Origin of the sequence: Myroides sp. DW712, from assembly GCF_046557355.1 — a bacterium.
Classification (GTDB): Bacteria; Bacteroidota; Bacteroidia; order Flavobacteriales; family Flavobacteriaceae; genus Flavobacterium.
In genome coordinates, this window is sequence record NZ_JBKFDO010000017.1 from 1 (window position 1) to 24,994 (window position 24,994).

23 protein-coding genes and 1 tRNA gene are annotated in these 24,994 nt (G+C 32.8%); 14 read left to right on the top strand and 10 right to left on the bottom strand.

All coding sequences use genetic code 11. The features are described 5' to 3' along the window. Positions 1 to 244 precede the first annotated feature (244 nt). Positions 245 to 730, bottom strand: coding sequence for a regulatory protein RecX (locus ACLJX0_RS12555; RefSeq protein WP_410880887.1), 486 nt, complete (start codon positions 728 to 730; stop codon positions 245 to 247). Positions 731 to 884: 154 nt separating this feature from the next. Between ACLJX0_RS12555 and ACLJX0_RS12560 the strand changes: the two genes are divergently transcribed. The 3 genes from ACLJX0_RS12560 (at position 885) to ACLJX0_RS12570 (ending at position 3,723) form a co-directional block, all read left to right on the top strand. Continuing rightward, positions 885 to 1,379, top strand: coding sequence for a DinB family protein (locus ACLJX0_RS12560; RefSeq protein WP_410880888.1), 495 nt, complete (start codon positions 885 to 887; stop codon positions 1,377 to 1,379). A 334-nt stretch (positions 1,380 to 1,713) separates the two neighbouring features. Next, the gene (locus ACLJX0_RS12565) at positions 1,714 to 2,175 is read left to right on the top strand and encodes a hypothetical protein (protein WP_410880890.1); all 462 of its coding nucleotides are present in this window, start codon (positions 1,714 to 1,716) and stop codon (positions 2,173 to 2,175) included. A gap of 288 nt (positions 2,176 to 2,463) precedes the next feature. Beyond that, the gene (locus ACLJX0_RS12570) at positions 2,464 to 3,723 is read left to right on the top strand and encodes a phage integrase SAM-like domain-containing protein (RefSeq protein ID WP_410880892.1); all 1,260 of its coding nucleotides are present in this window, start codon (positions 2,464 to 2,466) and stop codon (positions 3,721 to 3,723) included. A gap of 61 nt (positions 3,724 to 3,784) precedes the next feature. Here ACLJX0_RS12570 and ACLJX0_RS12575 read toward each other — a convergent pair whose 3' ends face one another. Beyond that, positions 3,785 to 6,151, bottom strand: coding sequence for a hypothetical protein (locus tag ACLJX0_RS12575; protein ID WP_410880894.1), 2,367 nt, complete (start codon positions 6,149 to 6,151; stop codon positions 3,785 to 3,787). Positions 6,152 to 6,171: 20 nt separating this feature from the next. Next, entirely contained in the window at positions 6,172 to 9,375 is a 3,204-nt protein-coding gene (locus tag ACLJX0_RS12580) for a hypothetical protein (RefSeq protein WP_410880896.1), read from the bottom strand. 143 nt (positions 9,376 to 9,518) lie between these two features. Here ACLJX0_RS12580 and ACLJX0_RS12585 point away from each other — a divergent pair, with 143 nt between their 5' ends. The 3 genes from ACLJX0_RS12585 to ACLJX0_RS12595 all read left to right on the top strand — a co-directional run bounded on the left by ACLJX0_RS12585 (position 9,519) and on the right by ACLJX0_RS12595 (position 12,180). Further along, positions 9,519 to 10,271: a hypothetical protein gene (locus ACLJX0_RS12585; RefSeq protein WP_410880897.1), complete on the top strand. Its 753-nt coding sequence runs from the start codon at positions 9,519 to 9,521 to the stop codon at positions 10,269 to 10,271. 245 nt (positions 10,272 to 10,516) lie between these two features. Continuing rightward, entirely contained in the window at positions 10,517 to 10,798 is a 282-nt protein-coding gene (locus tag ACLJX0_RS12590; protein WP_410880899.1) for a helix-turn-helix domain-containing protein, read from the top strand. 689 nt (positions 10,799 to 11,487) lie between these two features. Next, complete coding sequence (locus ACLJX0_RS12595) at positions 11,488 to 12,180, top strand: hypothetical protein (protein WP_410880901.1); 693 nt, start codon at positions 11,488 to 11,490, stop codon at positions 12,178 to 12,180. A 195-nt stretch (positions 12,181 to 12,375) separates the two neighbouring features. Here ACLJX0_RS12595 and ACLJX0_RS12600 read toward each other — a convergent pair whose 3' ends face one another. Together ACLJX0_RS12600 and ACLJX0_RS12605 are read right to left on the bottom strand one after the other, a co-directional pair. Then, a complete protein-coding gene (locus ACLJX0_RS12600) occupies positions 12,376 to 12,813 on the bottom strand; it encodes a hypothetical protein (protein ID WP_410880903.1) in 438 nt (145 codons plus the stop codon). A gap of 431 nt (positions 12,814 to 13,244) precedes the next feature. Then, positions 13,245 to 13,940, bottom strand: coding sequence for an SHOCT domain-containing protein (locus ACLJX0_RS12605; protein ID WP_410880905.1), 696 nt, complete (start codon positions 13,938 to 13,940; stop codon positions 13,245 to 13,247). A gap of 99 nt (positions 13,941 to 14,039) precedes the next feature. Between ACLJX0_RS12605 and ACLJX0_RS12610 the strand changes: the two genes are divergently transcribed. From ACLJX0_RS12610 to ACLJX0_RS12625, 4 genes are all read left to right on the top strand, one after another. Then, positions 14,040 to 14,258 carry a helix-turn-helix domain-containing protein gene (locus tag ACLJX0_RS12610; RefSeq protein WP_410880907.1) on the top strand — a complete coding sequence of 73 codons (219 nt, stop codon included), beginning with the start codon at positions 14,040 to 14,042 and terminating at the stop codon, positions 14,256 to 14,258. 195 nt (positions 14,259 to 14,453) lie between these two features. Next, a complete protein-coding gene (locus tag ACLJX0_RS12615) occupies positions 14,454 to 15,734 on the top strand; it encodes a Shedu immune nuclease family protein (RefSeq protein ID WP_410880908.1) in 1,281 nt (426 codons plus the stop codon). Between the two features lie 11 nt (positions 15,735 to 15,745). Then, entirely contained in the window at positions 15,746 to 16,276 is a 531-nt protein-coding gene (locus tag ACLJX0_RS12620) for a hypothetical protein (protein ID WP_410880910.1), read from the top strand. 77 nt (positions 16,277 to 16,353) lie between these two features. Beyond that, complete coding sequence (locus tag ACLJX0_RS12625; RefSeq protein WP_410880912.1) at positions 16,354 to 16,857, top strand: hypothetical protein; 504 nt, start codon at positions 16,354 to 16,356, stop codon at positions 16,855 to 16,857. Between the two features lie 167 nt (positions 16,858 to 17,024). Here ACLJX0_RS12625 and ACLJX0_RS12630 read toward each other — a convergent pair. Continuing rightward, positions 17,025 to 17,104, bottom strand: a tRNA-Leu gene (locus ACLJX0_RS12630). A 159-nt stretch (positions 17,105 to 17,263) separates the two neighbouring features. Between ACLJX0_RS12630 and ACLJX0_RS12635 the strand changes: the two genes are divergently transcribed. From ACLJX0_RS12635 to ACLJX0_RS12650, 4 genes are all read left to right on the top strand, one after another. Then, positions 17,264 to 18,205, top strand: coding sequence for a ribose-phosphate pyrophosphokinase (locus tag ACLJX0_RS12635; protein ID WP_410880913.1), 942 nt, complete (start codon positions 17,264 to 17,266; stop codon positions 18,203 to 18,205). 27 nt (positions 18,206 to 18,232) lie between these two features. Further along, entirely contained in the window at positions 18,233 to 18,841 is a 609-nt protein-coding gene (locus ACLJX0_RS12640; protein ID WP_182628640.1) for a 50S ribosomal protein L25/general stress protein Ctc, read from the top strand. Between the two features lie 128 nt (positions 18,842 to 18,969). Beyond that, positions 18,970 to 19,536, top strand: coding sequence for an aminoacyl-tRNA hydrolase (pth, locus tag ACLJX0_RS12645; protein ID WP_410880914.1), 567 nt, complete (start codon positions 18,970 to 18,972; stop codon positions 19,534 to 19,536). A gap of 18 nt (positions 19,537 to 19,554) precedes the next feature. Next, positions 19,555 to 20,055 carry a GNAT family N-acetyltransferase gene (locus ACLJX0_RS12650; protein WP_410880916.1) on the top strand — a complete coding sequence of 167 codons (501 nt, stop codon included), beginning with the start codon at positions 19,555 to 19,557 and terminating at the stop codon, positions 20,053 to 20,055. A gap of 100 nt (positions 20,056 to 20,155) precedes the next feature. On the opposite strand, the gene aspS is transcribed toward ACLJX0_RS12650, so the two are convergent. The 4 genes from aspS to ACLJX0_RS12670 form a co-directional block, all read right to left on the bottom strand. Beyond that, positions 20,156 to 21,904 (bottom strand): aspartate--tRNA ligase, encoded by a 1,749-nt coding sequence (gene aspS / locus ACLJX0_RS12655; RefSeq protein WP_410880918.1) that lies wholly within the window; start codon positions 21,902 to 21,904, stop codon positions 20,156 to 20,158. A gap of 75 nt (positions 21,905 to 21,979) precedes the next feature. Further along, positions 21,980 to 23,152, bottom strand: coding sequence for an MFS transporter (locus ACLJX0_RS12660; RefSeq protein ID WP_410880920.1), 1,173 nt, complete (start codon positions 23,150 to 23,152; stop codon positions 21,980 to 21,982). Positions 23,153 to 23,175: 23 nt separating this feature from the next. After that, positions 23,176 to 24,240, bottom strand: a complete 1,065-nt coding sequence (locus ACLJX0_RS12665; protein WP_410880921.1) for an NADH:flavin oxidoreductase/NADH oxidase — start codon at positions 24,238 to 24,240, stop codon at positions 23,176 to 23,178. Between the two features lie 60 nt (positions 24,241 to 24,300). Next, positions 24,301 to 24,957, bottom strand: a complete 657-nt coding sequence (locus tag ACLJX0_RS12670) for a metal-dependent transcriptional regulator (RefSeq protein WP_410880922.1) — start codon at positions 24,955 to 24,957, stop codon at positions 24,301 to 24,303. Positions 24,958 to 24,994: the final 37 nt, after the last annotated feature.

Genomic DNA, 24,994 nt, shown 5'->3' on the forward strand with positions numbered 1-24,994 from the left:
CCCATTTCGAACAGAGAAGTTAAGCCCGCTAGCGCAGATGGTACTGCCACATGGTGGGAGAGTATGTCGTCGCCCTTCTTTTAAAAGCCTGATTACGCAAGTAGTCAGGCTTTTTTTGTTTACAGTTGACAGTGAACGGTTTACGCTAGAGAAGGGAAATGGGAGATGAGTGTTTTCCTCACCTAACCTCACCCAATCTCACCCAATCCTCACCCAATCTCACCTAATCCTCACAAACAACAACTCACCACTTACTATTCACCAATTTCTCCGTTTTCTCTATAATATCCGACATTGCGTATCCCTTGCGGAATAGATAAGCTTGAAATTTCTTTTTCTTCTTTTGGATATCGGAGTCTGTTAATTGATTCCATTTGTTTTCGCTGATACGATCAAAAGTTTGGTAGTATTCTTCGTCGTTGATTTCCGCCAAGGCAATGGTGATTAGTCGACTGTTGATATTTCGAAATTTCAATTCTGAAGTTATTCTGTTTTTCCCCCAAGCACTAAGTCGATGTTTTCCTCTTACAAAACTTTTGGCAAAGCGTTCTTCGTTGAGAAAGTTTTGGGCAATTAAGTGAACGATGATTTCATCGTGAATTTGAGGCGTTATACCCAAAGAAAATAATTTATTGACTACTTCTGCATGACAGCGATCTTGATAAGCACAATAGTGCTCTAATTTGCGTTTAGCGTCATCAAAAGATAGGTAGGTAGAATCTTGCTTCAATTTATTTGTTTTTTACAAAGATAAAAAACCTTAGCGAGAGCGCGTTGTCTATCTTGTGTTCTTTATGGAAAAGACCAAACTATATTCCTTAAATAAATTGATTATATGCGTTTGGTTTTGTAGCTTTCCTAAAAGAAAAATAACAACAAATAGTATGAGTATTAATACAAGTTTTTTAGTGGAGTTGCAACATGAGTTAGCAAGTACCAAAAAGATTATCGCTTGCGTGCCAACAGATAAATGGGATTGGAAACCCCATACAAAGTCAATGAGTTTAGGCGATTTGTCTAAACACATTGTTGAATTGATTATTTGGACTGAGTTTATTACGAAGCAAGGTATATTGGACTTCCATGTGGATTATAAGCCTTTACAAGCAAGAAATACACAAGATTTATTACAATTACTTGATTCGTATGAGAAACGCGTTGTAACGGCTTTAGAAGGAATGACTGATGAAGAGTGGATGCAGACTTGGGCATTGAAAGCTGGAGAACATACCATTATGGAAATGCCAAAGGTAGGGGCAAATCGCTTTGTAGTTAATAACCATATTTATCATCATAGAGGACAACTGTCTGTTTATTTGCGTTTGCTAGATATTCCGATTCCAGGGATGTACGGACCATCTGCTGATGAGGCGAAGTAGGGTGATAGTTAGAAAGAGATGATGAAGTGTTATTTTCTTTCACCTGGTTGATTTTAAAAATTAAATTGAATATAAAAGGCTAACAGATGAAGTTAGCCTTTTCTGTTTTATTGAATGATTAGGTTGTTGTCCTATTTCTCGTATTGAATTTGTATTGATTGTTTCTATAGTGTGCTAACCTCATTTTAAAACCTATTGTGAGGCGTAATAGTAGACAATAGATAACGTAAATTTTGTAAAATTTAACGTTGTATTTTGTCTATTTTCGCAGAATAAAATTTAATGTATGCGATTTAAAAAAATATTTTTTGTTTTTATATGCTTGTGCATGTATATGTCATCTTTTTCTCAAAGTAAGAATAATACAGTTTATGTTACTTTGGGTGGGCAAGGAGTGGAGACTTCTTTTAAAACCCGATTGACGTATGATATTCACCTCGAAGCTTTCGCAGGTATTGGTGCGGGTTATAGCTTAGATGAAACTAGTGGGTATTCTTTTGAGTATGGTTTTATTCCTTTTACGAAGGCCAATTTGAAATGGCATTTTGTCAATGAAGAAGAACGAACGTTTTATCTCGCTACTCAAGTAAAATATTCTTTTGGAAAACCTTCGGATTCAAGCTATAATCAAGTGTTGATTACAGAAGGTCACATTGGTAATGAGCAGTATTTTACTCCTCGACTCATCTTCAATATTCATGTAGGTGGAGGGTATATTCAAGATTTCGATGTTGAAAGAGGAGAGTTCTTATTTACTTTTGGTGTTACCTTGAAGTATGCTATTTTTAAATTTTAAAGCTATAAAATAAAAAACCCCGACTACAATGTAATCAGGGTTTTAGTACCCGGAGTGGGAATCGAACCCACACAAGTAACCTTTAGATCTCTATAAAATGTAATTGACTGATATTTAGGGTTTTTGTATTGAAAATCAACTAGTTGTGTGTTGTTTTTGTATGTGCTTGTGATTGATTTAGATGCAATTAAATCTAATAAGATTGCAATAATGTTGGCTAAATGTTGGCTAAATAAATCTGTTCTATTATTTTTGGACTATTAAATAGGATCACAATATAACTATAATATGGCAAAAATAAGATTTATACTACAAGCCAAAAATGACAATTCACAAATTCATGTTCGTCTTTCCAATGGACGAAATTTGGATTTGAAAAAAAGTACAGGCTTCTCTATCGATGTAAAAGATTGGAGTGATAAGACAGGTTTACCTAAACAAAACAAAGCAGAAAATAAACTGTTGATTCAAAATTTGAATAAGCTTTCAGGGCATTTATTTAGCGCTTTAAACGAAGATTCCTCTAATGGAGTATTGATAAATAGTAGTTGGCTAGAAAATCAAATTAATACGTGTTTTAATCGTGTCAATATTGCGGATCAAGATATATTTGTCAATTATATTCAATACATAATTGATCATGCTTCTACTAGGGAAACAAGAGGAGGGAAAATAGGGTTGAGTAAAGGAACGATTAAAAACTATACTTCATTTAAAAACATTATCATTGGATTTGAACAACATCTAAAAACAAAGATATTATTTAGGGATATTAATAAAGCATTGACAGATAAGTTTAAAACGTGGTTATTGAAAGATAAAGGCTATACAGTTAATTATGCGGGTAAACAATTTGAATTCATTAAGACGGTGTGCCATGATGCACAAAAGAATGATGTGTTTGTTACCCCATATTCCATAACGATAAAACCTTTTAGACAGCAAGATAAGGATCGATATATTCATACGTTATCCTTTGAAGAGATTGATAAAATCTATCACACACCAATGCCAACTCCACATTTAGAGAATGTAAAGAAATGGATTTTGATTGGTTGCTATATCGGTCAACGTGGTGGGGATTTGTTGAAGTTGACTCCAAAAAATCTAAGACCAATTGAAGGTGGAGTTCTTATCGATTTAATTCAAGAAAAAACGGAGAAGGACGTTACGGTTGGGGTAAATAAGGAATATGTATTGAATATTTTGTTACATGATTTCCCTGAAAGCGTTTCAATCAACAAAATAAATACCCATATTCAAAAGGTATGTGAAATTGCGGAAATTAATGAAGAAGTAGAAGGCTACTTTGTGAATGAAGCTACTGGAGTAAAAGAATTGGTTCAGTTGCCAAAATATAACTTTATTACCTCACATTGTTTTAGACGTTCGTTTGCTACTAATTTTTATGGTAAAGTGCCTACACCTATTTTAATGGGAATCACAGGACATTCCGAGGAACGTGTTTTTTTGAAGTATATCAACAAGCGTCGTGATAAGGATGCAAATGCAAGATTGTTTTTGGAGTTTTTAGAGAAGATGAATTAAAAGGCAGATTAAATTAAAAAGCTTGGACTAGCTAAAAAAGACTACTCCAAGCTTTATTTCTTTATGCCTTAAAGCGATAAATATCTCCATTTCGTCTAAACTCTTCTAAGACGTTCATCGCTTCAGTATGAGATAGGCTATAATATTGAATCAGCATTAAATAAACATTGGCATATTCGTTATAGATATTCGTTGCGAAAATCCCAGTATCGTCGCTTCCTATAATGATAGGAGGAATACCGATACCTTCTTTTTTCCACTTAATCCAATTCCAGAGATGATATGTGCTAAAATCTTGATGAAATCCAATGCGGACATTACTCATTGGCAATGTTTCTATGACGATCTCTTTTCTATTCATCATTTCTAACAAAGCTTTCTGGATAATAGGTATGCTATCTAAAGCTATAAATTCGTCGATTTGTACATTAATTTTATGTTCGTATTTTTCTCTATACGTTTTGTTGTGATACTTTTGATAGACCGAAATAGTTTTTTTATTTACATTTTTTTGGGTTTGTTTGTACAAATTAGATTCTTCATCTTGCTCTATAATCAGAGTGCTAACATCATCGCTATTAAATTTAAAGTGTATGGGGCAAAACTTTCTTAACTTCCACCCATCTATGATAATTTCAATCGGTAGATAATCATCATAGATCTCAAAATACAAATGCTCTACTCTGCTTTTAATTAGGTTTAAAGTAGAATAAAACTCTTCTATTTTATACGTTTTAATTACATAAAATAAAAAGGCTAAATCGTCTAAGTATTCACCTTGTCTCATCTTGATGTTTTGCCCTATCACATTACCCCATTGTGATGGATCTAAACCTAGTGCAACAGCATGACCAATTCTATCTCCATAAGTTAAATCACAGAATAGGATAGCTTCATAAATAGCTCTCATCCCAGTGAAAATATGATAGAAGTCTTCTCCAGCGTGATAAGTAAAATAACGAATTCCAGCATTTCTCATCATTCGAAATACTGGTGCAAAAACCTCAGGAGGGGTATCAAATTCACTTGATGCTGCATCTACAGCATTTAGTAATGCCCTATATTTTGGCTTAGCATTAAACACTCCTCGTATTAAATGACCTTGTCGATATAATTCTTTCCGAACAGCGTAATAGCGAATAAAACTATTTGGTTTTTTATCTATTTGTTTAATAAAATGAACAACTAAACGAATATCAGAATCTACTTTAGTTACATCTTTAAATTTATTCCATCCAGCTTGAAGTGATTCTAATGTATCGAACCATTTATCCATTGTTTTTTTTGGAGAGATCCTTCCTTCTATAAATCTCAAATAAGATAAATTATTACCTGCAAATTGCTTGAATCTTCTATCAAACTTTTCTTCACTGAATTCCCTTAACTCATTTAGTGTTATTTTTTGAAATTGTTCAAAGCCGTTTTGGTGTAATTGATGAGATAACAAGCGATTAACTAATCCATAAATCAATAAATAGAAATATAGAAATTCTGCTAACACTTCATTTTGATGTTTTTGCAATTCTTTAAACAGCAAAACAAACATAAAGCACTCCAAAGAAGGATATTGTTCAGTATTAATTTTTACACCTTCTAGTATTGAATCGAAAGGAGAATCATATTTGCTCCAATTTTCCTTACTGTATGAAATTACTTCACTCAGTAAATGTTCCTTGTTAACAAATTCTTTTTCAAATGGTAAAGGCTCTTTTCCCTCCTCTTGGCATGGTTTACTTTGATTGCTCCTGTTCAAATAGGAATAAAAATATTGACGAATACTTTTTGCTATACACAGATAATTAAAAATACTATCGGGAGTTAATAAGAATCCCTCTTGACTAAACTGCTCTAAAGGTTTATCTAGTGTTATCTTTTTTAGGTATGCTCTAATTTTATCTGGATGTTTTAAATAATCTTGCCAAACTTTGTCTACCTCTAGGCTACCATTTAAGTGAATATGTAATTCATCTAGTCCTCCCCATTCTTTTACCTTGTTCTCTAATTGAATAATATGAGGAGATAACAGCATTGTTTGTTCCGTATTTGGAAGAATGAAATCCTTCCAAATACGTACTTTATCTTGGGTACACTCTCTACTTATTTTAGAGGCTATTAAGACGGAGGGGGGAATCAAAGTAATGACTTCTTGCCATTTAAAAAACACATCCTTCTTAATAAAATATTGACTATTCTTTTCTTCAAAAAAATCAACACTAAAATCACCTATACCTTTTAAAAACAAAGTAGAAAAACTCGTGAAATTGTCTTTAATTTCTTCCATTTGCAAACGATATAAATGATCGGGTTTTTTTACATCATTTTTCCTTAACTCTAATAATACGGTTCTTTTAACTTGGCTAATGTTTGGAAATTTGTAATTTAAAAAATCAATAAGAGCTTCATTGTTGTTGAGTATGTACTGTATCATTCTTTGAAATTATTGATTTATTATTTTTCGCTTGACAAATCATCATCTCCTATAGTGTCATCGTCATTTGCAGTAACCTCATTTTCTGTTGTACTATCCTCATCTCCTATAGTGTCATCACTATTTGTTGTAGTATCCTCATCTCCTTTAGTGTCATCGTCATTTGCAGTAACCTCATTTTCTGTTGTACTATCTTCATCTCCTATAGTGTCATCGCCATTTGCAGTAACCTCATTTTCTGTTGTACTATCCTCATTTCCTATAGTGTCATCACCATTTGTTGTAGTATCCTCATTTTCTACTATTTTATCATCGCCTACTAAAGTATGATCTATATTAGCTGTAGCATTATCGCTGTTAATGTTAGGATCATTTTCATTTGGTTGAGTTTCGTTTGCGGAGTATTCAGAACATAAATCTTCATCAATAATATCTTCTCCACATCTTTTGACTGCATATATTACAAAATCTTTTTGTTCATTTTGTTTGAGTTTACTTTGTGCTATTGGAAATTCATCTAAGAACATTTCAATGGCTTTGCTAACATATCTTTTCCTCTTGAAATTGAGATATTTATTATCATGTAAAAGCTCGCATTTAATTTTTTGATAAAGATTTTCATATTTATCTAGTAAAGGTCTCTCTCCTTTTCCACCTTCTAAATAAACATAGTCCAAAATGTTGCCTATGTAAAGGTCATTATATAATTTATCTGATAAAAGTCCGTTTGAAAATTCTGTTTGAGAAACAAAGTCACGAACTTTTAATCTGATCCTATTTTTAGTATAAATAAGTAATAAAGGACATGAAAGCATCCACATTGAAAATTTCATTTGATCCTTTTTATCACTCTGTGTTATGTGATGGATATTATTTATAAAAGCTTTATCGCTGGAGACAATATTATCGTTATTTAAGTTTACAACTATTTCTAATTCTCGCGCTTCCTCAATTATTACTGCATTCATAAATGCAACTATTTGTAAATGAAAAGATTGTCCTAGGTTAATGGATTTGTCAATTCCGATCCTATTTAACGAATAATAAAAACGTGTAAATATTTTACCTAACATGTATGGAGAGACAGCCTTCAAATCCTTATCAAACCATTGTTCTAAGATATCATAAAACTCATTTATATTATTTTCAATAAAAAAGTCATTTTCAAGTTCATATCCAGTATCAAATTCTTCTTCTTCAAAACTCTTGTCTTTTTTCTCAGTAGTAAAAGTTTTAGATACTTCTTCATTTTCACTTGTTGTATAGTATCGTAACTGACCTAATTCAGCTAAAACACTTAAAAAGTTTTCTTTGGTTAGACTTTCTTCATTATATCTTCGTATTAACTCTCCTATTGATGAAAGAAGAGATAGAACTGAATAAAATAGTTTACTAGCGTTTTTAGTTGATGACTGTCCTATAAAACAAGGTAAATATCCTAGATAAGATTGTAGTTGATTGCATTTTACATCTTCTCTACCATTCTCTAATATATAATCAATTCGAAATATTTTTTCCGATGTGTTTTGTTTAGCAATTTTTGCTAGGCCATATAACAAGAGCATTCCAAATTCATTAACTTCTTTTTTGTTGCCAAATTGTCCAAAAAGACTACTCTGTAATTGATTACAACTATCTCTGAAAATATTATCTGTTAGTAGTCCAGAGGTCTTGGTAATGGCTTTTATTAATTCATAATCATTTTCTCTATCAATGAAATTTCTTAAAAAAGCTATTTTGAAAAAATATTCAAAAATGAGAAACTTATGATTTTTATTTATATGATTTGAAAACAGAAGACTACTTGTGAACAATGTAGCATTAAAGCTATTATCTAATGTTGAGGGGATTAATTGATAAGATTCTCTTAATCTTTGCTCTTGTATTAAAACTTGCAAAATAGTTGGTAAAAAATATGTTACAGAATTTTGCAGTGTATTTATATCCACGTGTTTTTCATATAAATCTGATAGAAAAACACTTGTAAAGTCTGTGTTTATATCTGTTGTCTCCTTATTATTTGCTCCTTCAAAATATTGTAAAAAATGTAATACAGAACGTAAAGGTTGGTGTAATAGAAATTCCACAAAAGCAGTACGTTGTAAGTTGCTTTTTATTCCATATATTTTAAATAGTTGTTTTAAAAATTTTTTTAATTTTTTTGGCGTTTGCTTTTTATTTTGGTCATCATTTTTATTTGCAATAAATACTCCCGTCTCTTTATTTATATAATAATCATATAAGGTTGATAAATGAACTCTATATTTTGGTTGCATGATTTTAATCAGATACTGAGAAGTTAAATCTGTAACCATATCGTTATAATGATTCATATTAACGATCCTTCTCGTTTTTTCTTGAAAATCTTGAGAAGTCTCGAACGTAATTAGTTTGGATCCAAAATTATTCCATTTTTTATCTCTCACTAAAGCATCATACAATTTCAAATCTCCACTTAGAAAAGAAATCAACTGATCTGTAACAAAGTATTTACGAATTGTTTCTAGGACTGCGTATCCTTTAGATGAATCTACATCAATGTCATCAAAGAATAATACAAATTGTTTTTTATCTAATATTTTTAAAGATTGTTCTACAAATTCCGCAAAATATTTGGCTAAATTTCGTGCAGAATGTATGGCTTGTAATTCATTTTGCATCACAAATTCCGCATCTTGCCACTCGCCAAATTTTCCATTTCCTATCCCATCGATAGAAGGTAACCCTTTAGCAAGTTTATTCATTGCTTCTTTCCAGTGTTTTCTCGTACACTCTACATCATCAGATTTATTGGCTTCTTCTTTTGCTAGTACTGTTTTTACCTCATCACAAATACTCGAAATAATATTTAGAAAAACATGACCTTTTTCTTCTACTAAAGTAGGATCGATCATATCTAAAAATAATAAATCATCATATTGTTGTTCTTTATTATTTGTAATTAATTCTTTGATAGATAACAAAAATGAAGTTTTACCACTTCCTCTAGTTCCTAGTATAGTAATTGTATTGTGTTTATATGATAATTCTATTTTCCCTTTTTTTTTGAGGGGTCTTTCGGCTAAAGCAATTTTATTGGCTTCTATGAATTGATCAATAAATTCTTTTACTTTTTTTAATGCGTCTTGATGAATTACATTATCTGATTTAAAACTTTTAGCATTGGAACTATTTGCTAAATCAATGTATATTTTTGTTTTTGGTTCTAATTCGGTATTATTCATATTGGTATATAGTTAGTAACCTACAAATCTATCCATTTGGGATAAATTAACACCAATTAAATTTGTGAATGATGAGAATACTTGAGTAAAATATTTAAAACGATAGTTATTTAAAGTTTATTTTTGCAAAAACCTTTTAAATTATGGCAAGCCCATCCAGCGAATCTTTCACTTATCAAAATAAAACAGATGAAGAATACTTTATCTATTTCTATGAAGAAGTTTTAAAAGCATTCTTACCACCAAGATACAAAGCCACAAAATTAAAAGAGTTACCCGAAATTGATCTGAGAAAGGTATTGGATAAATGCTTTTTAGATAAAGAGTTTAATGAAAATATGATTGATCACGATAGCAAAAAAACCGAAATAGCTTTTCGTTTTCATTTGAGAGATCTTTTAGAGTTAATTACTAATATGCAACTTGAAAAGATTAAGATAGATAAGATCACTGTGTCTCATTATATGCACGAAATTATTAAGACGCAATTATTAAAGTTCCATCAAGAGCAGTGCATAAAAATTCTTTACTATATAAAAAATTTTGATTCAATAGAAACGAGAGCTATTACATTGTTTAATAAAAGAAAGAATATTTTTGTTAATGAAGAGGCTAGTAGTTGGTTTTTAAAAACATTGGAACACAAGTTTGACGTAAAAAATGGACGTGTTTGGGGATTGAATGCTTTTGTCAATGCGCTTATTAATAATGATGATGTTAAAAACCATATACTAATAAAGAGTTGTACCCAAAAGAAGGTAGTAGAATATCTAAACGTTTTTTACGAAAAAGAAGTAATTAAAAATAATACTAGATTATCGGATCCTAAGAGATATATTACTGAGGTAAATGAGTTAATAAAAGAGCACCTTAATACCAAGAAATGGCGTTACTAGACGGTTTTTTTTTAATCTAATTAGATTTCGTTTTCAAAAAATGCTTTTTTAATTAGTTTAGTTATTATTTCTTGTTTTGTTTTGATTTTTGCGTTTAAAATTCATTTATTTTATTTTTTATTAGTATAATTATTTGTTTGATTGTTAAAAAAATAATATCGACTATTTTTTAAATTATTTTTTACCGAATGTTTTGCGAATAAATATTGAAGGTACTTGCGACTATAATTTTAAACCAAGAAATCATGGAAGCAGTACAATTCATTACTTACACACCACAACAATTAGAAGATGTTATTATTAAAAGACTTGACGAATTATTAGAATCATATTTCAAAAAGGCGATGCAAAAACAACAAGGGGATTCTTTATTAGGTCGTAGTGAAGTTGCGGATCTTTTAAAGGTAAATTTATCTACTATTCACAATTGGTGTAAGAGTGGGAAACTTAAACCTTATGGAATGGGAAATCGCGTATATTTTCTAAAATCGGATATAGAGAAATCATTGATCCCTCTTCATCTATAATCTCTCTAATAGCAACTACTTTGCGATATAATTTAATCTAGGAATCTATAAATTAGTACCCGCCCCTCCCTCCCCTAAGGCTGGGAGGGGGAGATAGATTTAAGTTTTTTTAAAATTATGTATCCGCTTAGTGCTATTCTTTAGAAAAATTAAGACCCATATTCACCAATCGACCTTGTTTAAAAAATTTTTTAAAATTTTTCATCGCACTTTAAACTGGTAAAGGTAAATCGTTACATTTAGTCGCTATGTGTTGATATTCAATTCGTTGTAGGTGTTGGATAGTTAGTCCTATCCTAGCGAGTTGAACTAATCTCCTTTCATTTCCGAAAATTATTTTTTGAACCTTCTAGTTGTTAGATAGATACTCTACTTTTTACGCAATTTTTTTAGTTGAATGTAAAGAAGATAATGTGTATCGCGATTAGTTTGAAGGGGGTGCATAAGTTTTTCCTTTTAATCCTTGAATTTTATACCTAAAGGATAATTTTTTCTAATTAACTGTATTTTTTTACTAATGCCCTGTAGGGTGTAATCAATTGAAAATAAGTTAATTATTTGTTTTTTGAATTGATCGATTCAAAATAAAAACTCAATCCATCTTTACTTTTTCATCTAATGATACTATTTATAATACAGGTGCTCAAGCTTAAATGGGCGCATTATATATAGTTACTAAATAATACAATATGAAAACAATAAATAATATAGATTATAACATCTATTTACCAATAGATTTTTACATAAGAACTAAAATAATTGATCTTTCAAAAGATACAATTAAACGAAGAATTAGAAAATTAAAAAATAATAGCGGAAGTATTATTAAATTAATGAGAATTAATAAAATTGAGCGTTGGACTATTAATTACAATGGGTTAAAGCACTTCAAACGAATACGTAATCATAAGAAGACAACTATCCCATGTCAGCAGCAGAAAACAAAAGTTATCTCATCTAAAGTAGATAGAAATTATAAATATGAATTTGAATTAACAATCAATTTACTTGATGGGTGTGGTATATCTAATGCTAAAGGAGGATCTTACGACATAGAATATTACAAATATTTAGTAACTAAAATTTATGAGTTAAACCGTAGAGATATGTTTTTTGTTGTTGAAAAGGATAAAAGCAATATTTTTCATCTTCATGTTGGGATCAATGGGAATAAAGGCGAATTACTTGTAATTATTGACCATATTTTACAACAAATAGCTCAAGACAATGACATAAATAGCCTAAACCTCAAGAAAGAGGTTCATTTTTCTAAGGTCATTGATGCATTTTTGTTTAAAGAGTATATGAAGAAAAATGATGGACTAATAGGACAACATGAAACAGTTAGCTTTATTTATGAAGATGAAAACAAGGGTATTTGAGGCTTCAAAAATGTTTTTTAATCCTGAGTTAGGATAAACTATATTTCATTGAATCAGTCGTTTCTATTAACCTTAAAAGCTTTGTCTATTCTCAAGATGGCTTACGTATATGGTAAAAACAAAAAAGAGGTTTTTTATAACCTCTTTCTTATCTATTAATTTGCAATTCCTAATAACGTAAAGGTTTATTTTACTTTAATCCCATCCTTCGGAAAGGCATAACGAACTATGCCCTATTTTTAAACAACCATTGGCTACATATAAAGCGTTATCTCCCATCATCCCTAAGTTTTTCCCTTGTATTACTAGCAATCTATATTTACGTCCATCATATTCCGTTTTGACCGAACCAAGATAGTAGTCGTATGTAGTTGGGGAATTTGACCAGTCGTGTTGTCCAAATTTTTCCCAAACACGTATTTTACTGTCTGTAAGTTCATACCTAACATACCATCTTTCTCCAAGACTATAATATTCTGTACTCCATCGACCTATAATGAATTGTTGTACTTCAGTAGTATTATTTATATCATTTATTGTCTTTCCATTATTGTCTCCAGACCCGAAAGCCAAAAATATAAAGGCACCAACAATTGCCGAAGCACCAATACTTTTAAAAATTTTATTTTTCATATTTACTTAAGTGTTTATTCGTTATAATGATACTTGCTGAAAAACTAATAATTGAAATGATTAAATCAATCCAATCAAAAGTCCCTGGAAAAAGTTTAATGCCTTGTAAGATTTCAACACATATTCCAAGTACGAAAGGGATTATTAACCAATATCTACCAAACTTTAGGTTATCATGCCAATAGATGATCAATGCTGAGGTCAAACTGTAAATCCAAAGACCATCAGGTATTGAATAGTATATCCATTGAGGTAAAAATGCCTTAAAACCTATTAAATGAGCTCGTAATGAATCTAACAAACGATCTAGTTTTAGGTATGTAAACCATTCAAACATTATTAGCGATTTAGATCTAAATAAAATATAGACTAGACCACCTAAGAAGAGCGGTAGAAAGGAATGAATAATAGCGAGATTGAGTAGATGTCTTTTAGTCACTTTGCTTTGAATTATTTTCACTTAACCCAACAGAAGTATTAATTAAATTGCTTTTTAGTAGTTGAAATTCTTCGTTGGAAATTATGCCCTTATCAAGTAAGCTTCTTAGTTCATTTAGTTTTGTATTTATCTTATCTAGATCAAAAACATTGTCTTCCTCTTTTAACCTATTTTGCTCAAAAGAATTGGTGCTAACTTCTTCTAGTTTATATTCAATTAGTTCTTTAGCTTGTTCTAATTCTTCCAGATTGATGTAAAATTCAATGTGTTGACCATTAGATTTATTTTGAATGACAATAAGATATAATTCCTTTCCGAATAGATACTCACAGACGCGTCGATCCCAATTTGTATCAAAGAAAATTGTAGTAAATAGGCTGAAAATAATGGTAATAAAGAAAATCGCACAAGCCAATAATGTGATTAAAAACATTACATATATACTATTGCGCATTATACTTAATACAACATATAAAATGAGGGATATAATACCTATAACCATGGAAATATTTGCATATCCAAGAGGTGTCCGCTTTAGATATATCTGTTTTTGGTAGTTGACCCCTCCGATGAGTTTTCGTTCCATTACTTGATGAGAAGAAGCTATATTTCCTTGATTAATTCCTTGAAACGAAATAGTAGTATCATCGATGTTTATTGTACCACTTTTAAAATTTATTGTTTTCATTATTATTTACAAATTCATTAAACCTTAAACAATCATATATGATTGTATTGATGCAAATATAATAAAAGTCCTTTACTGTCAATCATAAATGATAGTAATATGGATCAAAATGAAATAATAAGAGAAATTGGTAATAAGATTAGAGCACAGAGGGAATTAAAAGGATTAACCCTTATGCAATTCGCAGACAGATTAAATATTGAGTATAATAACTTAATACGAATCGAAAAAGGACGTACAAATCCGACTATTGGAACGCTAATCAATATCTGTAATTGTTTAGATATTAAGTTGAAGGATTTGGTTGATGTTTATTGATAATTATTAAAAATATTGATTTTATTGATTTATCGAAGTGCTGTTTTGTGTCTCGATCTTTAATAATTACTTGTTTTTTAGATTTTGATGAGATTGAGTTTATAGATTTGCGTTATGTTGTAGTAATCAATTATTTGTGTGAAATTTTTTAACTATTCGTTATATTTGAGATTAGTATGAAAATAAATACATATTATGAACGAAGTATATCAAAATAAAAGATTTGTTCTCTACTCAGAAGAGAATATAAACGATGAGGGGGCAAATGAGAATAAATTCTATCGTAAAGATTTAGAGGATGAGGATAAAAATAACCTCATTCATATTTATTCAATTATATGCACTGATCTTGAGTGTTATTGTGAATATTATTTTGAAGGTGATAGTATAAACAAAGTTATTATTGAGCTTTTTATTGAAGAGGGATATGATGTTGAACTTCCTAAATTTATTAGTGACCTTGGATTTGGATTTACTAATCCAAATGTTAATAGATTTTTTAAATATAAATTTCCTATTTATGATATTGATACTTTGGTAATTTCAATTGAAACGGAGTCTAATAAAATTGATAATCAATTAATGATAAATTATGCAGATTTAGATGTTTTATTAGGTAATTTAAATCAAGAAAAACGAGCGCACTCTGATACAAATAAAATTTTATTAAAAAACTTTTTAGTTGAGATATGTCCTGATGTTAGCTTTGAGTATGCTGAAACGAATAATAATAAGGATTTGATCTTTAGGAATCTTAATGATAAAATGATTAGTAATCTCACAGCAGAAGAAGTAGAAAGATTAGGTGATTTTTATGTCAAAGCAATTGCTAAATTTAAGAGGAAAGATATTGTAGATAAATTGAATACAGGTTTATTGAAAAATGCACAATTAATTACTCTAAAAGATATTATAAGGCAATATGAGAAGCATTTGACTAATGATCCATTAGAAAGTGTTTGGCAAGGTTTTTTCGATAAATATATAACCTTGTTTGATAGTCGTTATGTCAATAAAATAGATTTTAAAAATATTGCTACAGGAATTACAAAATATCCCGATTTAGTTTTGATGGATATTTATGGTTATTTAGATTTCTATGAATTGAAAAGATGTGATACTAAATTATTAAGCGAGGATAAAAGTCATAAAACATTTTACCTAAGTACAGAAGTTTCCAAAGTGATTGCTCAAGTATCTGATTATTTGCAAAAAGTTAGAGATAATGCTGTTACTTATGCTAAAACTATTGAGGAGGAAAGTGAAAATGATACTATTTCGGGCTTAGATGTCAAGATTATAAATCCTAGAGCAATTATAGTAATTGGACATTCAAAGGAATTAAATACTCAAAAGAAAAGAAATAGTTTTAAAAGTTTGCGAGAAGGGTTTAAAGATATAGAGTTTGTATTATATGATGAATTATTAGAAAGGTTAAAGAATTTATTAAAAATTATCGAGGAAGATAAGAACTAACACGAAGCAAAATGAAGGAAGAACTTTTGGATTATATAAGTGTATATACTAGACTGAAAAATATAGAAAAAATTACTAGTGATGAGCTTTATTCGATAGAAGAAGGATTAAAAATAGAAAAAGAAACTCTCGAAAATAAGCTTCTTACTTATCAATATGATGATGAAATGAATTGTTTAATTCAGGCTAATCTAATAGATTTCTTTGACACTTATATCCATGTTATAAATGAAATGAAAATTGAACATTTAGGAACAGGCGTTGGTTTAAGTATAAATCAAGGATTATATCAATGGGCATATCTATTAACAGATTTTGGTAATCAAGTATATGGAATTATAGTTAATGGCAATAAAGGGCATGCGTCTAGAACTTTAAAAGTTGATTATGTAGATGTAGTAGATTTCGATGTGTATTTGGAGTTTTTAAGAAAGGAGTATTTTGAATTAAAAAATATGCACTTCAATAATCTACTAGAGGTTATTCAATATTATTTGTTATTAGTGATGCGATTATCTAATCTTAAAGAGCAAGAGAAATAAGTGTGTTTTAAGGATGTGAGTAATGCGTGAAATCACTTGAATCAAAGTGTTTTTAATGTATAAATATTTTTCTATTTTTGGAATATAATTCAATGATTATTATGGCGTTAATAAATTGTTCGGAGTGTAGTAAAGAAGTTAGTGATAAAGCAAGTATTTGTCCTAATTGCGGTAATCCAATAAATGATATTATTGGCGTAAATAAAGAAAAGGGTTCTAGTTGGGGATGTATGAAAACCTTTTTCTTTTTGTTGGTTCTTTTTGGAATAGGTGTTCCTGTTGTTAATTGGCTGACTAGTGATGGTAAAGTAGAATCTTCAACGGTAAATCATTCTGAACTATTAGCATTTATTTATGCTGAGGATTGTGTGAAAAGTAGATTAAAATCTCCTAGTACAGCAAAATTTCCTAATGCAAGAGAGAGAAAATCTAGTACCACATATAAAGGAAATGGAAGTTATGAAATTAATTCTTGGGTTGATAGTCAAAATGGTTTTGGTGCAACAATTCGTTCAAATTTTACTTGTGTAGTTAAATTTGATGGTACTAAGGTGAGATGTGAATCGGTACTAGTTTACTGAAAATGGATGTTATACTTGAAAGGTAAATAAGGATGAACTGCACCTTTCTTTAATATGATAAATCAATTGATTTAATAAAAGGAGTTCTATAAAAATCCAAAATGTCGGCTAATGGTTGGCTAAAATATAAATAAAAAACCCTGACTACTTAGTAATCAGGGTTTTAGTGCCCGGAGTGGGAATCGAACCCACACTCCTAGGAACACGAGTTTGAGTCGTGCGCGTCTACCAATTCCGCCATCCGGGCATTTGGTGTTGAATTGTGAGTGCAAATTTACAGAAAAAAATAAGCTATCAAAGAAAAAAAGCAAAAAAATCGTTCTAGTCAATTAATATTTTATAAATTTGCATCGCGGAATTACAATAAGGAAGCGATAACTAACAACATAACAACTAATTAGAAAAAATGTTAAATCCTGAATCAGAAGCAAAAATTTTTGCTTGTTCGCAAAGTATTGAATTAGCGGAGAAGATAGCAAAGGAATACGGTGTAGAATTGGGGAAAGTTACGCTATCACACTACAGTGATGGTGAATTTCAACCCTCTTTTGAAGAATCTATTCGTGGGAGACGAGTTTTCCTTGTTTGTTCTACCTTTCCATCATCAGATAATTTAATGGAGCTATTGTTGATGTGTGATGCAGCAAAAAGAGCATCTGCAAGACATATTACAGCGGTAATCCCTTATTTTGGATGGGCTAGACAGGACAGAAAGGACAAACCAAGGGTTCCGATTGGGGCTAAATTAGTGGCTAAGTTATTAGAATCAGCTGGAGCAACGAGAATTATGACTATGGATTTACACGCAGATCAAATCCAAGGATTCTTTGAAAAACCAGTGGATCATTTATACGCTTCTACGATATTTTTACCTTATGTAAAAAGTTTAAATATCGAGAATTTAACGATTGCATCTCCAGATATGGGAGGTTCAAAACGTGCTTATGCATATTCGAAGTTCTTAGAATCTGATGTGGTCATCTGTTATAAACAGCGAAAACAAGCGAACATCATTGAGAAAATGGAGCTAATAGGTGATGTTACAGGTCGCAATGTAATCTTGGTAGACGATATGATCGATACAGGAGGAACATTAGCCAAAGCTGCTGATATGATGTTGGAAAGAGGAGCATTAAGTGTACGCGCAATTTGTACGCATGCTATTCTATCTGGAAGCGCTTATGAGAAGATTGAAGAATCTTCGTTAACTGAATTAATCGTAACCGATTCAATTCCGTTGAAAAAGCCATGCAGTAAAATTAAAGTGTTAAGTTGCGCACCTTTGTTTGCAGAAACAATGCACAACGTGCAATCGAATTTATCGATTAGCAAGACATTTGTGATGTAAATTATTAATTAATAAATATTTAAAGTAATGAAATCAATTACAATTAAAGGATCAGAAAGAGAAAGCGTAGGTAAAGTGTCTACTAAAGCCTTACGTAATGCTGGAATGGTTCCTTGCGTAGTATACGGAGGAGAACAATCAGCAATCCACTTCACAGCAGAAGAGAAAGCATTCAAAAGTTTAGTTTACACTCCGAATGTACACACTGTTGTGATTGAATTAGAAGGTGGTAAAAAAATTAATGCAATTTTACAAGATATTCAGTTCCACCCGGTATCTGACAAAATCTTACACATCGATTTCTACCAATTATTCGACGATAAAGAAATCACGTTAGAAGTGCCTATCAAAATTTCAGGTAACTCTAAAGGAGTTATGGCTGGGGGTGTATTAAACATCAACAACCGTAAATTAAAAGTTAGAGCTTTACCAGCAAACTTACCTGACTTCGTAGAAGTAAACATTTCTGACTTAGAAATGGGGAACAAATTATACGTTACAGACATCAAAACGGATAACTATAAATTATTACACCCAGACAACACAGTAGTGTGTCAAGTGAGAATTTCTCGTGCAGCGATGAAAGCAGCTCAAGAAGCAGCAAAAGCAGCAAAAGCTCCTGCAAAGAAAAAATAATTATAGCTCGCTATAGTATATTGGAAAGCGCTTGTATTCGTACAAGCGCTTTTTTTTGTTTGAAATAACCTATGGAATGTCTTGGGTTTGCGTTATTTTTGTACCTTGAAAATTAGTAACATCATACCATGAAGAAGTTTTTAATTGTAGGATTGGGAAATATAGGTGCTGAATATATTCATACGCGTCATAATATTGGATTTAAAATTGTTGATCAAGTAGCTCGTGATTTGGGCGGCGATTGGCAAACGGTTAAATTGGGAAGTTTGGCGGAAGTAAAGATCAAAGGAAGAACCTTGTTATTGTTGAAACCTAATACCTATATGAATTTAAGCGGAAAAGCTGTTCAATATTGGATGCAAAAAGAAAATATTCCATTGGAAAATATTTTAGTCGTTACGGATGATTTAAATATTCCGTTTGGGACGATTCGCATTAAGGCTAAAGGGTCTGATGGAGGACACAATGGGTTGAAGAATATTCAGGCGGTATTGAATAATACCAATTACCCTCGTTTTCGATTTGGAATTAGCGATGAATTTAAGAAAGGACAGCAAGTGGATTATGTTTTGGGTGAATGGGGTGAAGAGGAGAAAGAAAGGCTCGTAGAGCGACTAGAAATGTCTTCTAAGGCGATTCAGGAGTTTGCTTTGGGCGGATTAAACAATGCCATGAATATGTACAACGCGAAGTAAGTCAATTGTACTATAACAATGAAAAAAATACTCGAAACGCCACGTCTCTTTTTAAGGGAATTAGAAACAGCAGATGCATCTTTCTTTTTTGCGTTGAATGCCAATCCCAATGTAATTCGCTATACAGGAAATACGACTTTTACTTCTATTGAAGAAGCTCGATTATTTTTGGAAAATTACAGTGATTATCAGGAAAATGGATATGGCCGTTGGGCTGTTATACTCAAAGATTCTGGACGATTCCTAGGTTGGTGTGGATTAAAGTTTGATGCGGAAACGCAACAAACGGATATTGGTTTTCGATTTTTTGAAGAAGATTGGGGCAAGGGATACGCTACAGAAAGTGCACAAGCCTGTTTAAAAGTTGGATTCGAGACTTTTCAGTTGAAAGAAATTGTAGGGCGTGCGATGAAAGCGAATATTGCCTCGATTAGAGTCTTAGAAAAAGTAGGGCTGCATTATGTAGAAGATATGGTATTAGATCAACAAGAGGCAGTTTTATATAAAATAATGCAATAAAAAAGGAATGAGTTTCATAAACTCATTCCTTTTTTATTTGATCTACTGTTACCTGTACACCGTCAACTGTAAACAAAAAAAGAGCCATTGGCTCTTTTTTTTATGGTTTAATAGCGATGTGTAATTCTTCTAATTGTTCTGGACGGATGGCACTAGGCGCATCGATCATTACGTCTCTTCCTGAGTTGTTTTTAGGGAAGGCAATGAAATCGCGAATCGTTTCTTGTCCACCTAAAATAGCTACTAAACGGTCCAATCCGAAAGCTAATCCTCCGTGTGGTGGTGCACCATATTGGAAGGCATTCATCAAGAATCCGAATTGTTTTTCAGCTTCTTCTTTTGAGAAACCTAAGTGCTTAAACATCAATTCTTGTGTTGCTTTATCGTGAATACGAATAGAACCTCCACCAATTTCATTTCCGTTTAAAACCATGTCATAGGCATTTGCGCGAACCTTTCCTGGATCTGTATCTAACAACGCCATATCTTCCTTCTTCGGTGATGTAAATGGGTGGTGCATGGCAAAATAACGCCCAGATTCTTCATCCCACTCAAATAATGGGAAATCAATTACCCAAAGTGGAGCAAACTCGTCCGATTTTCTCAACCCTAAACGATTTCCTAACTCCATGCGAAGTGCACTTAATTGCGCTCTTGTTTTGTTTGCAGGACCAGAAAGGACAAGGATGATATCTCCCGTTGTTGCTCCAGTGATGTTAGCCCATTGTTTCAAATCTTCTTGATCATAGAATTTATCTACCGATGATTTGAAAGAGCCATCTGCTTCGCATTTGCAGTATACCATGCCCGATGCTCCAACTTGTGGGCGTTTTACCCAATCAATCAAGGCGTCAATTTCTTTTCTTGTATAAGCTGCTCCACCAGGAACGGCAATACCCACTACTAATTCAGCGCTGTTGAAAACACCAAATTCTTTGTGTTGAGCTACTGCATTTAACTCACCGAATTTCATCCCAAAACGAATGTCTGGCTTATCATTTCCATAGGTACGCATAGCTTCTTCATAGGTCATTCTTGGGAATTCTTCAATTTCAACCCCGTGGATTGACTTCAATAAATGTTTTGTCATTCCTTCGAAAGTATCCATTACATCTTCTTGGTCTACGAAAGCCATCTCACAGTCAATTTGCGTAAATTCAGGTTGTCTATCTGCACGTAAATCCTCATCGCGGAAACATCTCACGATTTGGAAGTAACGATCCATACCACCTACCATCAACAATTGTTTGAAGGTTTGTGGTGATTGTGGCAAGGCATAGAATTGGCCTGGGTTCATGCGAGAAGGAACAATAAAATCACGAGCTCCTTCAGGTGTAGAGCTAATTAAATAAGGCGTTTCTACTTCACAGAAGTCTTGAGCAGAAAGGTAATTTCTCACTTCCTGTGCTACTTTATGTCTGAAAAGTAAGCTGTTTTTTACTGGATTTCTACGAATATCCAAGTAGCGATATTTCATTCGAATGTCTTCACCTCCATCTGTTTCATCTTCAATCGTAAAAGGAGGAACACTTGATTCGTTTAAAATAGTTAGTGACTCAACTAATATCTCAATATCCCCTGTTGGCATATTTGGATTTTTTGATGCGCGTTCAATTACCGTTCCCGTTACTTGAATCACATACTCACGACCTAAGTTTTTTGCTGTTTCAAAAACAGTTTTATCTGTTCTTTCCGCATCAAAGATCAATTGTGTAATACCATAACGATCGCGTAAATCAACCCAAATCATAAAACCTTTATCACGGTGTTTGCTCACCCAGCCTGAAAGGGTAATTGTTGTATTTATATCAGAAGCGCTTAATGCTCCACAAGTATGAGTTCTATACATGGTAAAAATTATTTCTGCAAATTTATAAACTTATTGTGAATCGCGGGTCTTTTGCCAGAAGAATGTAGTTCTAAACTACTGAATTTCTTGTGGCAAAGCCGTTTCTCTTTTTTTAAATTGAATAAATAGATAGGCGAGTAAAGCACCGCATAGAGCCATTGCTGCTCCTACCCATTCGGGTGAATTGTATCCCAAGCCCATGGTGATAGGAATTCCCCCTAGAAAAGCTCCCAATGCATTCCCGATATTGAAACACGCTTGTCCAGCAGAGGCGGCTAACATTTCTGAGCCTTTGGCATTTTTTATTAGCAACATTTGTAAGGGTGATCCGATGGTAAAAGCGACTAATCCGGTAACTAGGGACATTACATAAGCCATCCATTGAATGTGTACGGTGTAGTAAACAACAATTAAACATAAAGCCATTAAAGAGAACGAGAAAATAACGGCTTTTGCAGGTGAAAAAGTATCTGCAATTTTTCCGCCTACAAAATTACCTAAGAACATTCCTAATCCTACTAAGGTCATAATTAGGGGAATATTCGACTCTGGAATTAAGGCAATATTGGTCATCATGGGAGCAATATAGCTAATCCAAGCAAAAAGTCCGCCTGTTCCAATGGAAATTAGAGCAACTAAAATCCAAGCAATGGGCGTTTTGAAAAAAGCCAATTGTTTTTTGGTATTCGTTGTAGTATCCGCCTGTAATTTGGGAATCCACAAGTAGATGGCTAGGGTGGTGATCACTCCTAAACAAGCGATGAGCATATACGCTTCTCGCCAGGTATAATGTTGTCCAATCCAGGTACTTAGGGGAACCCCCACGAGGTTCGCTGTGGTTAATCCGGCAAACATAATAGAAACCGCTTGAGCTTCTTTTCCTTTTTGCGCCAATTGTGTGGCTACAACTGATCCCACACCAAAAAAGGCACCATGCGGCAATCCTGACATAAAGCGTGTGGCAATTAAGATGGGATAAGAAGGAGATAGTACAAAAAGAACGTGGAAAACGGAAAATAACAGCATCAAGGCCATTAATGTTTTGTGTGGAGCAAATTTATTGGACGACATGACCAATAAAGGAGCGCCAACCACTACACCTAAGGCATAGGTGGATATAAAGTTTCCTGCTTTTGGAATGGAAATTTGCAAATCTCTTGCGATTTCAGGTAAGAGACCCATCATCGAAAATTCGGTCATACCGATGGCTAATCCACCAACAGCTAAGGCTAATAAGCTTTTATTCATTTATTATTGTGCTAAAAATTTAATTATTCTTTTCCTCTTTCATATTGGGGTGCCCAGGGAATTTCAATATTTAATTCACGAGCAGCTGTCATTGCAAAGTGAGGATCTCGCAAAAACTCGCGGCCGATAAAAATTAAATCGGCTTCACTTTGCTGCAAAATGGCCTCGGCTTGTGTCCCTGTTTTGATTTCTCCTACTGCGCCGACTACCAAAGTTGTATTACTTTTGATTTGTGCAGCAAACGGAACCTGATAGTTCGGTCCAGTTGTAATCTTTTGATGGCGTACCGCTCCACCAGTGCTAACATCGATTACTTCGACTCCTTTGTCTTGTAATATTTTGGCAAGTGCAACACTTTCTTCTGCATTCCAACCTCCTTCAGCCCAGTCTGTTGCAGAGATTCGAACCCACAAGCTTTGAGACGTGAGTAAGGGTTGTATAGCATCTATAATTTCCAGTAAGAATCGAATACGATTTTCGAAACTCCCTCCGTACTCATCGGTTCTATTGTTGATTAATGGAGAGAAGAATTGGTGAATGAGGTAGCCATGAGCCCCGTGTAATTCAATGATTTCATAACCAGCTTGAATGGCACGACGCACCGCTTGTTTAAATGCATCCACTATTTGGGTAATTGCTTCTTTGGTTAGCGCAACAGGCGGATGATCTTTTTCGTTAAAGGGAATCGTTGATGCACCTACTGTTTGCCAACCATTGGGCTGATTGGGAGCGATTTGGTCACGCGTAATCCACGGTTTTTCACAGCTGGCTTTGCGGCCTGCATGCGCCAATTGAATCCCTGGAATGCTGTTTTGACTTTTGATGAATTGGGTAATTAGTTGTAGTTTTTCGATGTGTTCATCACTCCAAATGCCCAAATCACCGTAGGTAATGCGCCCCTCAGGAGCCACTGCTGTTGCTTCTTGAATAATAGCTGCAGCCTGTCCAATGGCAAATTGTCCCAAATGAACCAAGTGCCAATCGGTTGCAAAACCGTCAGCTGCTGTGTATTGACACATGGGAGAAACAACAATTCTATTTTTTAAGGTGTGATTTTTGAGTTGTAAGGGGGCGAATAACTTCGTCATACTATAGTAAGTTTAAAACGTTGATAAAAAAAAGCTTACCGGTTAGAGTAAGCCTTAGGTCTATTTTACTTGTACAAAGAGATTATTGGCAATCTTCTTCGTAATGGTGATTTTAGTTTGGTTGACTTCGATAACGTATGACTGATCGAAAGGTTCAATCTCTAAAATCTCAATTTCACTGCCTAAAGCGATTCTTTGTTTATCTAAATATTGCAAAAATTCTGCTGAAGAGTCTTTAACTCCCACGCAAATCACCGTTTGGTGTACTTTTATTTCTGCTAATAACTTTTTCTTGATTTGTTTAATCTCTCCTTTTGCGTTGGGAATCGGGTCTCCATGCGGATCTTCAGTAGGATACCCTAAATAAGCCTCTAGTTTGTTGATTAATTTTTCTGACTTAATATGTTCCAACTCTTCTGCTACGTCGTGAACTTCGTCCCAGCTAAACCCAAGCTTTTCTACCAAGAAGACCTCCCATAAACGGTGCTTGCGAACAATCATCTTAGCTGCTAACAATCCTTCTGCTGTAAGGCGAACTCCCTGGTATTTCTGGTAAGTAACTAATTTTTTCTCATTCAATTTTTTAATCATATCTGTCACAGAAGAGGCCTTGGTTTCTATTCTTGCCGCAATGGCATTGGTCGAAATACCGTCCTCTTCTCCTTGAGATAAGTGAAATATAGTTTTTAAATAGTTTTCTTCTGAATACGTAAGCATGGAGTTCTTTTTTATAAAATACAAATTTACATCTTTT

Bases quoted from the DNA above. Each gene is read 5' to 3' on its own strand.
- ACLJX0_RS12650 (WP_410880916.1), top strand. From the start codon at position 19,555: ATGAAAAAAATACTCGAAACGCCACGTCTCTTTTTAAGGGAATTAGAA.
- ACLJX0_RS12580 (WP_410880896.1), bottom strand. From the start codon at position 9,375: ATGAATAATACCGAATTAGAACCAAAAACAAAAATATACATTGATTTA.
- ACLJX0_RS12605 (WP_410880905.1), bottom strand. From the start codon at position 13,940: ATGAAAACAATAAATTTTAAAAGTGGTACAATAAACATCGATGATACT.
- ACLJX0_RS12590 (WP_410880899.1), top strand. From the start codon at position 10,517: ATGGAAGCAGTACAATTCATTACTTACACACCACAACAATTAGAAGAT.
- ACLJX0_RS12635 (WP_410880913.1), top strand. From the start codon at position 17,264: ATGTTAAATCCTGAATCAGAAGCAAAAATTTTTGCTTGTTCGCAAAGT.
- ACLJX0_RS12610 (WP_410880907.1), top strand. From the start codon at position 14,040: ATGGATCAAAATGAAATAATAAGAGAAATTGGTAATAAGATTAGAGCA.
- ACLJX0_RS12670 (WP_410880922.1), bottom strand. From the start codon at position 24,957: ATGCTTACGTATTCAGAAGAAAACTATTTAAAAACTATATTTCACTTA.
- ACLJX0_RS12615 (WP_410880908.1), top strand. From the start codon at position 14,454: ATGAACGAAGTATATCAAAATAAAAGATTTGTTCTCTACTCAGAAGAG.
- ACLJX0_RS12620 (WP_410880910.1), top strand. From the start codon at position 15,746: ATGAAGGAAGAACTTTTGGATTATATAAGTGTATATACTAGACTGAAA.
- ACLJX0_RS12595 (WP_410880901.1), top strand. From the start codon at position 11,488: ATGAAAACAATAAATAATATAGATTATAACATCTATTTACCAATAGAT.
- ACLJX0_RS12665 (WP_410880921.1), bottom strand. From the start codon at position 24,240: ATGACGAAGTTATTCGCCCCCTTACAACTCAAAAATCACACCTTAAAA.
- ACLJX0_RS12565 (WP_410880890.1), top strand. From the start codon at position 1,714: ATGTCATCTTTTTCTCAAAGTAAGAATAATACAGTTTATGTTACTTTG.
- ACLJX0_RS12640 (WP_182628640.1), top strand. From the start codon at position 18,233: ATGAAATCAATTACAATTAAAGGATCAGAAAGAGAAAGCGTAGGTAAA.
- ACLJX0_RS12600 (WP_410880903.1), bottom strand. From the start codon at position 12,813: ATGAAAAATAAAATTTTTAAAAGTATTGGTGCTTCGGCAATTGTTGGT.
- ACLJX0_RS12575 (WP_410880894.1), bottom strand. From the start codon at position 6,151: ATGATACAGTACATACTCAACAACAATGAAGCTCTTATTGATTTTTTA.
- ACLJX0_RS12585 (WP_410880897.1), top strand. From the start codon at position 9,519: ATGGCAAGCCCATCCAGCGAATCTTTCACTTATCAAAATAAAACAGAT.
- aspS (WP_410880918.1), bottom strand. From the start codon at position 21,904: ATGTATAGAACTCATACTTGTGGAGCATTAAGCGCTTCTGATATAAAT.
- ACLJX0_RS12660 (WP_410880920.1), bottom strand. From the start codon at position 23,152: ATGAATAAAAGCTTATTAGCCTTAGCTGTTGGTGGATTAGCCATCGGT.
- pth (WP_410880914.1), top strand. From the start codon at position 18,970: ATGAAGAAGTTTTTAATTGTAGGATTGGGAAATATAGGTGCTGAATAT.
- ACLJX0_RS12560 (WP_410880888.1), top strand. From the start codon at position 885: ATGAGTATTAATACAAGTTTTTTAGTGGAGTTGCAACATGAGTTAGCA.
- ACLJX0_RS12570 (WP_410880892.1), top strand. From the start codon at position 2,464: ATGGCAAAAATAAGATTTATACTACAAGCCAAAAATGACAATTCACAA.